At 41.5% G+C, this 15763-nt stretch carries 13 protein-coding genes; all 13 read left to right on the forward strand.

The genetic code is table 11. The features are described from left to right. The 13 genes from purS (at position 1) to pdhA (ending at position 15763) form a co-directional block, all read left to right on the forward strand. Complete coding sequence (gene purS, locus IGJ95_RS05970) at positions 1–255, forward strand: phosphoribosylformylglycinamidine synthase subunit PurS (protein WP_010735683.1); 255 nt, start codon at positions 1–3, stop codon at positions 253–255. A 1-nt stretch (position 256) separates the two neighbouring features. Further along, positions 257–931: a phosphoribosylformylglycinamidine synthase subunit PurQ gene (gene purQ / locus IGJ95_RS05975; protein ID WP_023519515.1), complete on the forward strand. Its 675-nt coding sequence runs from the start codon at positions 257–259 to the stop codon at positions 929–931. Beyond that, positions 932–3154, forward strand: a complete 2223-nt coding sequence (purL, locus tag IGJ95_RS05980; protein ID WP_023519516.1) for a phosphoribosylformylglycinamidine synthase subunit PurL — start codon at positions 932–934, stop codon at positions 3152–3154. Next, on the forward strand, positions 3139–4578 hold the full coding sequence (purF, locus tag IGJ95_RS05985) for an amidophosphoribosyltransferase (RefSeq protein WP_010735680.1): 1440 nt from the start codon (positions 3139–3141) through the stop codon (positions 4576–4578). Before purL ends, purF begins: the two co-directional genes overlap by 16 nt. Positions 4579–4608: 30 nt before the next feature. Further along, complete coding sequence (purM, locus tag IGJ95_RS05990) at positions 4609–5652, forward strand: phosphoribosylformylglycinamidine cyclo-ligase (protein WP_023519517.1); 1044 nt, start codon at positions 4609–4611, stop codon at positions 5650–5652. After that, positions 5649–6227 carry a phosphoribosylglycinamide formyltransferase gene (gene purN, locus IGJ95_RS05995; RefSeq protein ID WP_023519518.1) on the forward strand — a complete coding sequence of 193 codons (579 nt, stop codon included), beginning with the start codon at positions 5649–5651 and terminating at the stop codon, positions 6225–6227. Before purM ends, purN begins: the two co-directional genes overlap by 4 nt. Next, the gene (gene purH / locus IGJ95_RS06000) at positions 6224–7756 is read left to right on the forward strand and encodes a bifunctional phosphoribosylaminoimidazolecarboxamide formyltransferase/IMP cyclohydrolase (RefSeq protein WP_438761560.1); all 1533 of its coding nucleotides are present in this window, start codon (positions 6224–6226) and stop codon (positions 7754–7756) included. The genes purN and purH overlap by 4 nt, the downstream gene beginning before the upstream one ends. 15 nt (positions 7757–7771) lie before the next feature. Next, positions 7772–9037, forward strand: coding sequence for a phosphoribosylamine--glycine ligase (gene purD / locus IGJ95_RS06005; RefSeq protein ID WP_438761562.1), 1266 nt, complete (start codon positions 7772–7774; stop codon positions 9035–9037). Between the two features lie 118 nt (positions 9038–9155). Then, a complete protein-coding gene (locus tag IGJ95_RS06010; protein ID WP_153830393.1) occupies positions 9156–10070 on the forward strand; it encodes an aldo/keto reductase in 915 nt (304 codons plus the stop codon). Between the two features lie 105 nt (positions 10071–10175). After that, positions 10176–11297 (forward strand): hypothetical protein, encoded by a 1122-nt coding sequence (locus IGJ95_RS06015; protein ID WP_153830394.1) that lies wholly within the window; start codon positions 10176–10178, stop codon positions 11295–11297. Positions 11298–11535: 238 nt separating this feature from the next. Beyond that, complete coding sequence (gene guaC, locus IGJ95_RS06020; protein ID WP_019723828.1) at positions 11536–12513, forward strand: GMP reductase; 978 nt, start codon at positions 11536–11538, stop codon at positions 12511–12513. Positions 12514–12698: 185 nt separating this feature from the next. Then, on the forward strand, positions 12699–14135 hold the full coding sequence (locus tag IGJ95_RS06025) for a PLP-dependent aminotransferase family protein (RefSeq protein ID WP_153830395.1): 1437 nt from the start codon (positions 12699–12701) through the stop codon (positions 14133–14135). 518 nt (positions 14136–14653) lie between these two features. After that, complete coding sequence (gene pdhA / locus IGJ95_RS06030) at positions 14654–15763, forward strand: pyruvate dehydrogenase (acetyl-transferring) E1 component subunit alpha (protein WP_010735671.1); 1110 nt, start codon at positions 14654–14656, stop codon at positions 15761–15763.

The following is a 15763-nucleotide window of genomic DNA, read 5'->3' on the forward strand; positions in this document are numbered from 1 at the left end:
ATGTATTTTGTAAAAGTGTACGTAACATATAAAGATTCAGTATTAGACCCACAAGGAGAGGCAGTTAAAAATGCGGTACATCGTTTAGGCTACGACAACATTGAAGATATTCGTATCGGGAAGTATTTTGAAATCCAAGTCTCAGCTAGTGAAGAGGAAGTAGAAGCAACGATCGAAGCGATTTGCGATCGTTTATTAGCAAATGTCAATATGGAAACGTATCGTTATGAAATCAACAAAATGGAGGAAGTTTAGCATGAAATTTGCCGTGATTGTTTTTCCTGGATCGAATTGTGATGCGGACTTGCTTTGGGCGATCCGTGATGTGATGGGCGCAGAAGCAGACTATGTTCGTTATGACGAATCTTCTCTTGAAGGGTATGACGGAGTATTGATCCCTGGCGGCTTTTCTTACGGCGATTACTTACGTTGTGGAGCGATTGCTCGTTTTTCAACAATCATGGATGAAGTGATTCGTTTTGCGGAAGAAGGAAAACCTGTTTTTGGTACATGTAATGGATTCCAAGTGTTGACGGAGGCTGGATTGCTACCAGGCGTATTAAGAAGAAATGATTCATTACGTTTTATCTGTAAGTCAGCATCACTGAAAGTCAACAATCAAACATCCTTTACTTCAGAGTACGACAAAAATGAAGTGATCCAGTTGCCGGTGGCCCATGGAGAAGGCAATTATTTTTGTGACGAAGAGACGCTTCAAGAACTGATCGACAACAACCAAATCGTGTTTACCTACGAGGGAGAAAATCTCAACGGCAGTGTGGCCAACATTGCAGGGATTACAAACAAAGCAGGAAATGTGTTAGGGATGATGCCCCATCCAGAACGAGCAATGGAAGCATTACTTGGCTCAGAAGATGGCAAACGTTTCTTCGCTTCGCTATTGAAGAATTTCGGAAAGGTGACTGCATAAATGAAAACAATGATGGAGCCAACTGCATTAGAAATCAAAGAACAAAAGATTTATACGCAATGGGGACTGACGGATGAAGAATACCGGATGATCGAAGAAGACATCTTAGGTAGAATGCCTAATTATACAGAGACCGGTCTGTTCTCAGTCATGTGGAGTGAACACTGTTCTTACAAAAACTCCAAGCCGATCTTAAGAAAATTCCCAACAAGTGGGCCGAATGTCTTACAAGGGCCTGGTGAAGGCGCGGGGATCGTTGACATTGGAGACGGACAAGCAGTGGTTTTTAAAGCAGAAAGCCACAATCATCCTTCGGCAGTCGAACCTTATGAAGGCGCAGCAACAGGTGTTGGGGGCATTATTCGTGATATTTTCAGTATGGGTGCACGTCCGATTGCTCTACTTGATTCACTGCGTTTTGGCGAATTAGATAATCCTCGTACAAAATACCTGTTAGAAGAAGTTGTTGCTGGTATCGGAGGGTATGGTAATTGTATTGGCGTACCGACAGTTGGTGGTGAGATCGCCTTTGATCCTTGTTATGAGGGGAATCCATTGGTAAATGCCATGTGTGTTGGGTTGATCGATCATAAAGATATCCAAAAAGGACAAGCATCAGGTGTTGGCAATTCGATCATGTATGTAGGCGCTAAGACAGGTCGGGATGGTATCCACGGTGCGACATTTGCCTCCGAAGAATTTAGTCAGGAAGAAGAACAACAACGTTCAGCTGTGCAAGTGGGCGATCCTTTTATGGAGAAATTATTGTTAGAAGCTTGTTTGGAATTGATTTTGGACCACTCAGACATTCTTGTCGGCATCCAAGATATGGGTGCGGCAGGACTTGTTTCATCAAGTTCAGAAATGGCCTCAAAAGCAGGCTCTGGTTTGGTATTGACCTTGGACGATGTACCGCAGCGTGAATCGCAGATGACCCCTTATGAAATGATGTTATCTGAATCCCAAGAACGGATGTTGATCTGTGTGAAGGCTGGTTCAGAAGCGCGTGTCCAAGCACTATTCCAAAAATACGATCTAGACGCGGTGACGATTGGAAAAGTAACAGATGATGGTCAGTACCGTTTGTATCATCATGGAAAAGAAGTAGCCAATCTTCCGGTAGATGCCTTGGCAGAAGATGCGCCTGTCTATCAGAAAGAAATGGTTGAACCAGAACGGATGGCAAAATTCCGTGAATTAGGTCAATACCAACCAGTGATCTCTGATCCAAATGAAGTATTGACTGCGTTGTTGAAGCAACCGACGATCGCATCAAAACGTTCGATTTATGAGACGTATGATTCGCGTGTCCAAACCAATACAGTGGTTGCTCCAGGTAGTGATGCCGCAGTTTTGCGTATTCGCGGGACCAAAAAAGCGTTAGCGATGACGACAGACTGTAATGCTCGTTATATTTATCTAGATCCAGAAATTGGTGGTCAGATTGTTGTTGCGGAAGCAGCAAGAAATATTGTCGCAAGTGGTGGTCAACCTTTAGCGATTACGGATTGTTTGAACTATGGTTCTCCAGATAAACCAGAAGTATTCTGGGAGTTATCGTACTCAGCTGATGGAATTGCTAAAGCATGTGAAATGTTGGAAACACCTGTGATCTCAGGAAATGTTTCTCTATATAACGAGACAGATGGCCAAGCGATCTATCCAACGCCGATGATCGGTATGGTCGGATTGATCGAAGCCCACGAACATATCACTACCCAAGAGTTCAAACAAGCAGGAGATGTGATCTATGTGATCGGCCAGACGTTTGCAGACTTTAACGGCAGCGAATTACAAAAGCTGCAGCTAGGTAGGATCGAAGGAATGGTGGAGCATTTTGATCTAACTACCGAAAAAGAAAACCAAACCTTGATGTTAGAAGCAATCAAAGCTGGACTGATCCAAAGTGCGCATGACTGTGCAGAAGGTGGGTTAGCGGTGGCTATTGCGGAATCAGCGTTCACAAATGGTTTCGGTGTTTCAACGAGAGTTGATCTGCCAGCTGCTCATCTGTTTTCTGAATCACAATCGCGTTTTATTGTATCTGTAACAAAAGAAAACCAACAAGCCTTTGAAACATTAGCTGGTGAGCGTGGGACACTTCTTGGTCACGTAACGGAAGAAAAACAATTGGTGATACAAGCAAATGATGGAAGAGTTGACTTGGCAGTCGCTTCGGCGAAACAGTCTTGGGAGGAAGCAATCGAATGTCTTATGAAGTAAGAAGCATCAATGAAGAATGTGGAGTGTTCGGTGTTTGGGGACATCCTCAAGCTGCCAATGTCACTTACTTTGGTTTGCATAGTTTGCAGCATCGTGGGCAAGAAGGTGCTGGCATCGTATCAAATGATGATGGGAAATTATATGGTCACCGTGATCTTGGGCTTCTTTCAGAGGTATTCAAAGATCCAAGAAAACTAGCAGCTTTATCTGGACAAGCAGCGATCGGTCACGTTCGCTATGCTACCGCAGGCAATGGCAGTGTGGATAATATCCAACCTTTTTTATTCAAATTTTACGATCAATCGATTGGGTTGGCTCATAATGGCAATCTGACGAATGCTCGCTCTTTACGGACGTCTTTAGAAAAAGATGGTGCCATCTTTCATTCAAATTCAGATACAGAGATCTTGATGCATTTGATCCGTCGTAGTAACGAAGAAACGTTTTTAGACAGATTAAAGGAAGCCTTGGCTGAGGTAAAAGGCGGATTTGCTTACTTATTACTGACAGAAGACGCGATGGTTGCGGCACTAGACCCTAATGGTTTTCGCCCATTAGCCATTGGTCAAATGAAAAATGGCGCATATGTCATTACTTCTGAAACCTGTGCGCTGGAAGGGATCGGTGCGCGGTTTGTACGTGATGTCTTGCCAGGAGAAATCGTGATCATCAATGATGATGGCTATACGATCGAGCAATACACGACAGATACTCAATTGGCGATTTGTTCCATGGAATATATTTACTTTGCACGTCCGGATTCTGATATTGCAGGGATCAATGTGCATACAGCACGTAAAAATATGGGGAGACGTTTAGCGGCTGAAGCGCCGATCGAAGCAGATATGGTGGTTGGTGTGCCCAATTCTTCGTTGTCAGCAGCCAGTGGTTATGCTGAAGCAAGTGGTATCCCATATGAAATCGGCTTGGTGAAAAATCAATATGTGGCACGTACGTTCATCCAACCAACCCCAGAATTAAGAGAACAAGGTGTGCGGATGAAACTTTCTGCGGTTCGGGGCGTTGTGGAAGGGAAAAAAATCATTATGGTCGATGATTCGATCGTTCGCGGCACTACCAGCCGAAGAATCGTCAATCTATTAAAAGAAGCTGGAGCAAAGGAAGTCCATGTGCGGATCGCATCTCCACCATTGAAATATCCATGTTTTTACGGGATCGACATCCAAACGAGAAAAGAACTGATCGCAGCGAATCATTCCATCGAAGAGATCAGAGAATGTATCGGCGCAGATTCGTTGGATTTCTTGAGTGAAGAAGGCTTGATTGGAGCAATCGGCCTACAAAAAGATTCCCCTTATTCAGGGTTATGTATGGCTTATTTCAACGGCGATTATCCGACACCGCTATATGACTACGAAGAAAAATACCAAGAATCTTTAAAAGAAAAAGTATCTTTTTTTTAAACGGAGCAAATGAAAGGAGCAAGTAATCAAATGGGTAATGCTTATGCAAAAGCGGGTGTGGATGTAGAAGCGGGGTATGAAGTCGTGGATCGCATCAAAAAACATGTGAAGAAAACAGAAAGAATCGGTGTGATGGGTGCATTAGGAGGCTTTGGTGGCTGCTTTGACCTTAGTGGATTCCAATTAAAAGAACCTGTCTTAGTTTCCGGGACAGACGGTGTGGGTACTAAGTTAGCTGTAGCTATCGCCGCAGATCGCCATGAAACGATCGGTATCGATTGTGTCGCGATGTGTGTCAATGATATTTTGGCACAAGGGGCAGAACCTTTATACTTTTTAGATTATTTGGCAACAGGTAAAAATGACCCAGAACGTCTAGAAAAAGTCGTATCAGGCGTTGCTACTGGTTGTGTTTCAGCAAACATGGCATTGATCGGTGGCGAAACAGCAGAAATGCCAGGTATGTATCAAGGGGACGATTATGATCTGGCAGGTTTTGCGGTAGGGATTGCGGAAAAAGCGCAATTGATTACTGGTCAATCGATCACAACAGGTGATATCTTGCTAGGTTTGCCTTCTAGTGGCATCCATTCCAATGGGTACTCTTTGGTTCGTAAAATCTTTTTTGAACAGCAAGGTTTTTCATTAGAAGAAACGATCGAAAGGTTGGATACCTCTTTGGCAGATGTGTTGCTTGAACCGACAAAAATCTATGTTTCGACTTTATTACCATTAATCAAAAAAGAGAAGATCAAAGGTGCCGCACATATTACAGGTGGTGGGTTCATTGAGAATATTCCGCGGATGTTGCCAGAAAATGTTGCTGCCCGCATCGATCTAGGCACATGGCCAGTTTTACCGATCTTCGATTGTTTGCAAAAGTATGGTGAGATCCCTGCACATGAAATGTATGAGATCTTTAACATGGGCATTGGAATGGTCATTGCAGTTTCTCCTGAACATGCGAGTGAAATCATTGATCAAATCCGTAAATCTGGCGAAGAAGTCTATCAAATCGGGCAAGTCGTACCGTTTGAGGAGCAAAAAGTCGTGATCGCAGAGGGGAAAAAATGAAGATTGCCGTCTTTGCTTCAGGAAATGGCAGTAACTTTCAAGCGCTGGTCGATTATTTTAAAAAGAACCGACTTTCTGCGACAATCGAGTGGTTGTTTTGTGATCAGCCACATGCCTATGTTTTACAACGGGCAAAAAAAGCGCAAGTTCCGAGCACCTGTTTTTCACCGAAAGAGTTTGCATCCAAAACGGAGTACGAACAAGCGATCCTTGAAGAATTAGCAAACCGAGAGATTGATTTGATCGTACTGGCAGGCTATATGCGAATCGTTGGTGAAGGCTTACTGTCAACTTATGAAAATAAAATGATCAATATCCATCCTTCGTTATTACCGAATTTTCCCGGTCTTCATGGGATTCGCGATGCTTTTGAAGCAGGCGTGAAGGAAACAGGTGTGACTGTCCATTATATCGATCGTGGGGTGGATACTGGACCAATCATTCGTCAGGAAAAAGTGATGATCGAAAAAGAAGATACATTAGCTACATTGGAACAAAAAATCCATCAGATCGAACATCAGATCTTTCCAGAAGTGATTGCAAATATAGTAAATATGGGAGATGTAAAAAAATGACAAGAGCGTTAATAAGTGTTTCAGATAAGACTGGGGTCATTGACTTTGCGAAAGGACTACGTGCTGCCGATATAGAGATCATTTCCACAGGTGGAACTAAAACAGCTTTGGAAGAAGCAGGAATCGAAACCATTTCTATCGATGAAGTGACTGGTTTTCCTGAGATGATGGATGGCCGAGTAAAAACTTTACATCCAAAAATCCACGGAGGATTATTAGGGCGTCGCGATAGTGAAAGCCATATGGAGGCAATGGAAAAAGAAGCCATCCAACCAATCGATATTGTCTGTGTCAACCTTTATCCATTCAAGGAAACGATCTTAAAACCAGAAACGACCGAAGCAGATGCGATCGAAAATATTGATATCGGTGGACCGAGCATGTTGCGAAGTGCTGCAAAAAATCATGCTTTCGTAACAGCCATCGTTGATCCCGTTGATTATGCGATCGTTTTAGCAGAAATCCAGCAAGAAGGTCACACGAGCCTTGAGACACGTAGAAAGTTAGCAGCAAAAGTTTTTCGTCATACGGCTGCTTATGATGCGTTGATTGGTCAATATCTCACAGAAGCTGTGGGTGAAAAAGATCCTGAGAATCTAACCCTTACTTATACGCGCAAACAAGACCTTCGCTATGGCGAGAATAGCCATCAAGAAGCAGCATTTTATCAAGCGGCTTTACCAACGAGTTATTCGATTGCAAGTGCGGAACAATTGCACGGTAAGGAACTTTCTTTCAATAATATTCGTGATGCGGATGCTGCGTTACGTATCATGAGAGAGTTCACGGAACCAACTGTCGTTGCGTTGAAACATATGAATCCATGTGGGATCGGAAGTGGCGAGACGATTTTCTCTGCGTGGGAAGCTGCTTATGCTGCTGATCCAGTATCGATCTTTGGCGGCATTATCGTATTGAATCGGGAAGTCGATTTGGTTAGTGCACAAGCAATGACTCAATTGTTTTTAGAAATCATTATCGCTCCTAGTTACAGTGAAGAGGCCCTAGCTGTACTGAAAACGAAGAAAAATCTCCGTCTGTTGCAAGTCGATTTCTCGAATGTGGAAGGAAATGCTAACGAAATGGTCTCTGTCTTAGGAGGTTTACTGGTCCAACAAGATGATCGTGCAATGGAAGAACCAGAAAGTTGGACCGTAGTCACCGATCGTCAACCCACCAAAGAAGAGCAAGCAGCGATGGCTTTTGCTTGGAAAGCGGTCAAACATGTGAAATCAAATGCGATCGTCGTTGCAAATCAACAGCAAACCCTCGGTATTGGTGCCGGCCAAATGAATCGTGTGGGTTCGGTCAAGCTTGCGATCGAACAAGCTGGTGCTAAAGTCGAAACAGCCGCGCTTGCAAGTGATGCTTACTTCCCAATGGATGACTCTGTCGAATACGCTGCGAAGCATGGCATCAAAGCAATCATCCAGCCGGGAGGAAGTATCAAAGATCAAGCCTCGATCGATATGGCAAACAAGTATGGTATCGCAATGGTATTTACCGGCGTGCGTCATTTTAGACATTAAGAAGGAGCGGATAAAATGAAGTGTTTAGTGATTGGCTCGGGCGGGCGAGAACATGCGATAAGCAAAAAACTTTTAGCTAGTCCATTAGTTGAAGCTGTGTATTGCGCACCTGGAAATGCAGGAATGAAAAAAGATGGGGTTCACTTGGTGGATCTTGTTGAAACGGATCATGAAGGATTGATCGAATTTGCTCGAGCTGAAGGGATCGCCTGGACATTTGTTGGTCCAGAAATCCCTCTACTCAATGGGATCGTTGATGATTTTCAAGCGGAAGGATTAGCGATTTTTGGCCCAACAAAAGCTGCAGCCTTAATTGAAGGTTCAAAGAGCTTTGCCAAAGAGTTGATGGCACGTCAAGGTATTCCTACTGCAGAGTCACAAACGTTTACCCGTTTTGCCGAAGCGAGAGAATACATTGAAGCAAAAGGCGCACCGATCGTTATCAAAGCAGACGGATTAGCTGCTGGTAAAGGGGTCGTTGTGGCGGAAACCCTCGAAGCCGCTGTCGAAGCCGCTTCAGAGATGCTAGAAAATGATCGGTTTGGTGCTAGTGGGCAGAAAATCGTCGTGGAAGAGTTCTTGTCAGGAGAAGAGTTCTCTTTACTTGCTTTTGTCCGAGATAAAGAAGTTTATCCCATGGTGATCTCGCAAGACCATAAGCGAGCGTATAATGGGGATAAAGGTCCTAATACTGGCGGAATGGGCGCTTATACACCTGTGCCGCAAATCCCTCAAACCATGGTTGATCAGGCTGTCGAAAAAGTATTGAAACCAGCAGTGCGAGGGATGAAAGAGATAGGGTGTTCATTTACTGGTATTTTATATGCAGGGCTGATTGCCACAGCAGAAGGACCAAAAGTAATCGAATTCAACGCTCGGTTTGGTGATCCTGAGACGCAAGTTGTGTTGCCACGACTTAAAAGTGATCTAGCGGAAATCATTGACCGCCTATTAACAGGAAGGGCAGTCGAGTTAACATGGGAGACAGAAGGAGTTTGCTTAGGTGTAGTCATTGCGGCAGAAGGCTATCCAGGAAAATACCAAAAAGGAGCCTTGCTTCCAGATTTTTCAGCTGATCCAGATGTGGCCGTCTATTATGCGGGGGTAGAGGAACAAGCGAAAGAACTGGTAGGTGCAGGGGGACGGATCTATTTGGTGGAAGCGAGTGGTCAGACAATCGAAGAAGCGCAAGAAAAAATATACTCTGTTTTAAAAGTCAAGAATACTGAACGTACATTCTATCGGACGGATATCGGCTCAAAAGCCTTGGTACAAAAGTAAAAGTCACATAAAGAAATAAAACTATTTTTTGCAGAAACGGAAAAATAGTTTTATTTTTTTTGAAGCCTTTTCATGATGATTATGGTAAAATCGAGTTGCTAAGAAAGGATGAGATTTGATGAAAAAGATTCGTTTAGGGACTTCCGACCAGCTCGTATCCTCCGTCATTTTAGGTTGTATGCGTTTGAATGGTTCTGAGCAACCTGAAAAAGTGATTGAAACAGCTTTTGAAAATGGCATCAACTTTTTTGACCATGCGGATATTTACGGTGGTGGGGACTGTGAAACAATTTTTGCTCAAGCGTTAGCAAAAACTTCGCTAAAACGTGATGAATTATTTATCCAAACGAAATGCGGGATCGTACCAGGAAAGATGTTTGATTTCTCAAAAAAACACATCATTCAATCGGTTGAAGATAGCTTGCGTCGATTAGATATGGAATACGTTGATGCCTTGTTACTTCATCGTCCAGACACGCTCGTTGAACCCGAAGAAGTGGCGGAAGCGTTTGATGAGTTGGAGCGATCTGGCAAGGTTCGTTTCTTTGGTGTGAGCAATCAAAAACCAATGCAGATCGAGTTATTGAAAAAATATGTGAACCAGCCATTACTGGCGAACCAATTACAATTTGGTCTTAAACATTCCGAAATGATCGATCAGGGAATCCATGTGAACATGACGGATCAAGCAAGTATTGACCATGATGGCAGTATCCTAGATTATTCTCGTTTACATGAGATGACGATCCAAGCGTGGTCGCCTTATCAATATGGCTTCTTTGAAGGTGTATTCATTGGAAATGAAAAATTCCCAGAATTGAATCAGTCGTTAAACGAACTGGCAGAAAAATATCATACGACACCAACAGGGTTAGCGTCGGCGTGGATCTTACGTCATCCTGCAAATATGCAGGTGATCGCTGGAACGATGAATCTGACAAGGATTGAAGAAATCGCGAAAGCATCGATGATCGATATGACTCGAGAAGATTGGTATGAATTGTATCGTGCTGCTGGCAATATTTTGCCATAAAATAAAAGATATCGTTAGCCGACTCTCTGTTTTTTATGAGAAAGAGAGTCGGTTTTTACAAAAATAGAAAAACGATGAACAGTATCGAAGAAAAGAGGAGAATCAATGGATAAACAGTTAAGGAAACTATTACAAGATGAGAGAAAATACTTATACGCCGATTTTAGTACATTACATAAAACACAACAAAAACTATATAATGAGATCATCAAAGAACAAAATAACTTACTGAATAAATTTCCTGAAAATGAAAGACAAGCAAAAAAACTCATCAACCCAATCAATTCTTATGAAAATAAAATCGAAATGTGGGTAGCCAACGCCATGCGGATGGAAAAAATGGAGAAACATATCCAATCTATCCGATTAAAATTACATGCGGGTTTTCATCAACCAAGCAAGGCTTTCGAAAGAATGGGTTATCAGGAAAATTCGGCTAGAGTCATGCTTGAAAAACGTAGTGAACAGTTTTATCCCAAGGTGTTTCAACAATTGATTTCAAATATCACTTCCTTCCTTGGTCAGAATGTAACTTTCGCCCGTGGTGAAGTAAAAATTCCACAATCGGTTGATCTAAACCTAAGTAAAAAAACGCTACAAACACGTAAAGATCGTTTGTCAGCTGAGTTTAAAGTACTACATAAAGAATCAAATGAATGGAAAAATGATTTAAAAACCTTAACGAAACAAGTACTACAGCATCGTGAAGATTTAGAAAATCCTGATTTTCGCATGGATTTCAAAAGAGGTTTGGAGTCGCATCATTCTATTGAACATATTGCAGCCCCCGTCATCAATTCGATCGAATCACTCCATTCAAGTATGTTGAATTACGCAGAAAGTTTGATCCATTTAAATAAAAAAGAGGGAGAACTTTTTGAAACCAGAGCGCAAATCAACGGGAAAGAGCAGTATGTTAATGGGAGCCATACGCTGAAAAGTTTGAATTATCAGCGTGGTCAGGCATTAACTGATCTAAAAGCAATAAGCAAATCACACTATACTCCTAAACTGCTGTCAGCGATCGATTATGTACGTAGTTTAGGTGCGGGAGTACTGAGAACAGTTGATGTAGATAAGCATGTACAGACGGACAGAAAACTCCAACAAGTAGCTCAGTTGAGAGCGCAAGGCTCTTTCGCTGACCGGACGAATCGTGCGAAAAAAATGGCGGGAGATTTCCAACAAAATCGCCCGACAACAAGTAACCATGAAAAAAGTCGTTAAGAATCATTGTGATTTTACAAACAAAAAAATAAGGTAGCATCAAAAAAAGCGAACGTTTAAAAATGTTCGCTTTTTTTTACACGAAAACTTAATTAAAGGTAAAATACAACTTTTTTATAATAAAAAGCTTGATTTTTTTATGAAATTACGTTAAATTACTTGAGGTGCTAAAAATGAGCACGTAAAAAGTGGATAATGTTCGTGTTTTTTGCGAATATGAAATCGAGAGGACGATATGATGAAAGTATTTGATTACGAAGATATTCAACTGATTCCTAATAAATGTATCGTAAACAGCCGTTCAGAATGTGATACAACTGTGACTTTAGGTTCACATACATTTAAAATGCCGGTTGTACCAGCAAATATGCAAACGATCATTGATGAAACGATTGCGGAATTTTTAGCTGAAAATGGTTATTTCTATATCATGCATCGTTTTGAAGAAGAAGCACGAATCCCATTTATCGAAAAAATGAAAGCAAGAAATTTAATTTCTTCTATTAGTGTAGGAGTGAAAAAAGACGAGTATGCTTTTGTAGAAGAATTAGCAGAAAAATCGCTTGTACCAGATTATATTACAATTGATATTGCCCATGGACATTCAAATGCTGTGATCGCGATGATCCAGCATATCAAAAAGCATTTACCAGATACGTTTGTCATTGCAGGGAACGTCGGCACGCCAGAAGCCGTTCGAGAATTAGAAAACGCTGGAGCAGATGCAACGAAAGTCGGCATTGGCCCAGGAAAAGTATGTATCACAAAAATCAAAACTGGTTTTGGTACTGGTGGTTGGCAATTAGCGGCACTAAGATGGTGCGCGAAAGCTGCCCGCAAACCTATCATTGCTGACGGTGGCATCCGTACACCTGGAGATGTCGCGAAATCAGTACGTTTTGGTGCGACGATGGTGATGATCGGTTCATTGTTTGCAGGACACGAAGAATCACCAGGAGAAACAAAAGTTGAGAACGGTGTCGTTTACAAAGAATATTTTGGATCAGCTTCTGAATTCCAAAAAGGCGAAAAGAAAAATGTTGAAGGTAAGAAAATTTGGATTCAACACAAAGGATCTTTAAAAGATACGTTAGTTGAAATGCAACAAGATTTACAATCTTCGATTTCTTATGCCGGTGGTCGTGATTTAGAATCGATTCGTAAAGTCGATTATGTCATCGTTAAAAACTCGATTTTCAATGGGGATACGATTTAATTCGAAGTAAGAGAGGTCGGGACGGAAGTGTTCAGCCTTATTTTTCGAAGAGGTTACTTTTGTTCCCACCGTTTATTCGGTTATAGGTGGGTGAGGTGAACGAATGTCCCACTCCCTTTTTTTACATTTTCTTTCTTTTTGAAACTAAGCTACAATAGTAGAAAGTAAATATTTGGAGAATGCACATGTGGACGAGAATAACTAAACATAAAGGTTCTGCTTACCAACAGATCATGGATCAAATTTTGAAGAAAATCGAAAATGGGCAATTGCAACCAGGAGATAAATTACCTTCTGAAAGAATGTTTGCTGATTTTTTTGGTGTGAATCGCACGACTGTTGTTCATGCGTTAGATGAATTGCGTGGGCTAGGGATATTGGAAAGTCGTCAAGGGAGTGGTCGGTTTATTTCTTCGGTGACTTGGGGTGATTTTTCAGAGCCGCGGATCGATTGGCGTCAATTGATCTCTGCAAGATACGATAAAATCGTTGATAGTTACGGAGAAAAAGTCAAAGAAGCAAGTCGGAAATCCGATTTTTTAGATTTATATTCAAGTGAAATGCCGCTTGATGTATTACCTAATATGAAGATGCCCAATTATACATTAGAAGGTATTTTAAAAGAAGAACAAGCCGTTTCCGTGTTTGGGTATCAACCGCTGATGGCGCAGATCAGAGAACGCTTGACCAGAAATAACGGATTTTCGTTTAAAAAAAGTCAATTGCTAATCACTGGTGGGGGACAACAAGCGATCTTTCTGATTTTACAAACCATTTTGTCGGTAGGAGATGCCATCGCGGTGGAATCCCCCACTTTTTTCTACCGCTTGCCATTGTTTAAAGCACTTGGTACCCGCTTGTTCGGTATTCCGATGGATGATCAAGGGATTGATCTAGAAAAATTGGAAGAAGCTATTCATAAGCATAAGATCAAAGCAGTCTTAGTCAATCCAAATTTTCAAAATCCGACAGGTACAGTGATGGCTGCTGAACGTCGCCAACGTTTAGTCGCGCTGTGCCGCAAATACCAATTGCCGATCATAGAAGACGATGTATTTGCAGATTTAGCCTTTTCTCCGGAGAAACAAGCTTCGATCGCTCCGATCCATGCGATTGATCCGGAAAATGTCTTGTATGTCGGCTCGTTATCGCGTTTGTTGGGGGAAACGACTAAAATTGGTTGGATCGTGGGCCCAACTATTCTGATCCAACGATTGTCTGAGGCACAAAAAATGATGGATGTCTCTTTGAGTATCTTTACACAAATGGCCGCAACTGCTGTTTTTGATTCTTCTTTTGACCAAAACATGGCAAGTCTGTGTCAACGACTAGAAAAGAACAGTCAGCTTTTACGTAGTTGGGTCGATTCGCAAGACTTCTTTCATTTAGCCCCTCTTGCAGGCGGATATTATGGCTGGTTGACTTGGGAGGGTGAAAAGTTCACGAAAGTATTAGCAGAAAGATTATTACGTGAGGGGTTAGGTGTGGCTCCAGGTTATCTTTTTGGCGAAGACATTGGTTTAAGAATCAACTATAGCCGTATGAGTCCTGATGTCCTACCATTGTTCGTTTCACGAATGGACAAACTACGTACATGGTTGGAAGCGAAAGAGAAGCAATAGTAAGAAAAGAAAGAGTAACTTTTGTTATTTTTTCTTTTCTTTTTTATTTTGTGAAGAAATTTCTGGAAAAGTTGGCGTATTGCCTGTTAATTAAAAGAAATATGTAGTTGGACAGGCTTATTGTTTGTAAAAAAGCCTATGTTAAGGATAAAATTAAAGTAAGTGGTTTGTGTAATCACTCACTATCGAGAAAAAAATTAATACAGTGATTGGTAAAAGGTTGTAACAACTTGAATACAGAAAAGAAACGATTGTTATAAAAGGGGAGAAACATCTCTATGTTTTTTTAGAAAAAATGTAAACCGCTTACTACCTTGTGATTACCTTCACTATTTTAACAGAGATAGGGATTGTTATAATTTTTTTAAATGGTGAAAATTTGTGCTTAAAGCTTGTATTTCGGAGGAATACGTGATAATTTATTAGTGAAGCCGGAGAAATAGTGATACAGATATCGTCGCTGTTTCAACCGCGGAATGAAGAGAGTTTCTTATAGATGAGAGAGGAATGTGTGATAAATGGCAAACAAGAAAACACCTATCGACTTCCAAGCGTTGCTTGAAGAAGTCAATTCAGATTTTCCGGTATACCAAGCACTTGATCAAGATGGGAAAGTAGTAAACCCTGATCTTGTTCCAGATTTGACAGATGAAGAGTTAGTAGAATTGATGACTAGCATGGTTTGGTCTCGTGTATTGGATCAACGCTCAACAGCATTGAACCGTCAAGGACGTTTAGGATTTTTTGCTCCTACTGCTGGACAAGAAGCAAGTCAATTAGCTAGTGCATTCGCTTTTGACAAAGAAGATGTACTATTACCAGGTTACCGTGATGTTCCACAATTGATCAAACACGGCTTACCTTTGTCTCAAGCATTTCTATGGTCCCGTGGGCATGCAGCTGGTAACTTCTACCCAGAAGAATTGAAAGCTCTACCACCACAAATCATTATTGGTGCACAATACGTCCAAGCAGCAGGTGTTGCATTAGGACTTAAAAAACGTAACAAGAAAAATGTTGTTTTCACTTATACAGGTGATGGCGGTTCTTCTCAAGGTGACTTCTATGAAGCAATCAACTTTGCTGGAGCTTACCATGCGAATGCTGTATTCTACATCCAAAACAATGGATTTGCGATTTCAACACCTCGTGAAAAACAAACAGCAGCAAAAACATTAGCGCAAAAAGCAGTAGCAGCTGGTATCCCTGGTATCCAAGTAGATGGTATGGACCCATTAGCCGTTTATACTGTTTCAAAAATGGCACGTGACTGGGCAGTCTCTGGTAACGGACCTGTATTGATCGAAACATTGACTTACCGTTACGGTCCACATACATTATCTGGTGATGACCCAACACGTTACCGTGAAAAAGATGTTGACGATGAATGGCAATTAAAAGATCCATTGATCCGTTTCCGTAAATACCTAACTGAAAAAGGTTTATGGAGCGAAGAAAAAGAAGAAGCAGTCATCGAACAAACAAAAGAAGAAATCAAAGCAGCAATTGCTGAAGCAGATAAAGTTCCAAAACAAAAAGTTTCAGATTTCTTGAAAAATATGTTTGAAGAAACACCACAAACAATCAAAGAACAAATTGCAATCTATGAAGCGAAGGAGTCGAAATAA

Source organism: Enterococcus sp. AZ156, from assembly GCF_051714165.1.
GTDB classification, from domain to species: Bacteria; Bacillota; Bacilli; order Lactobacillales; family Enterococcaceae; genus Enterococcus_B; species Enterococcus_B pernyi.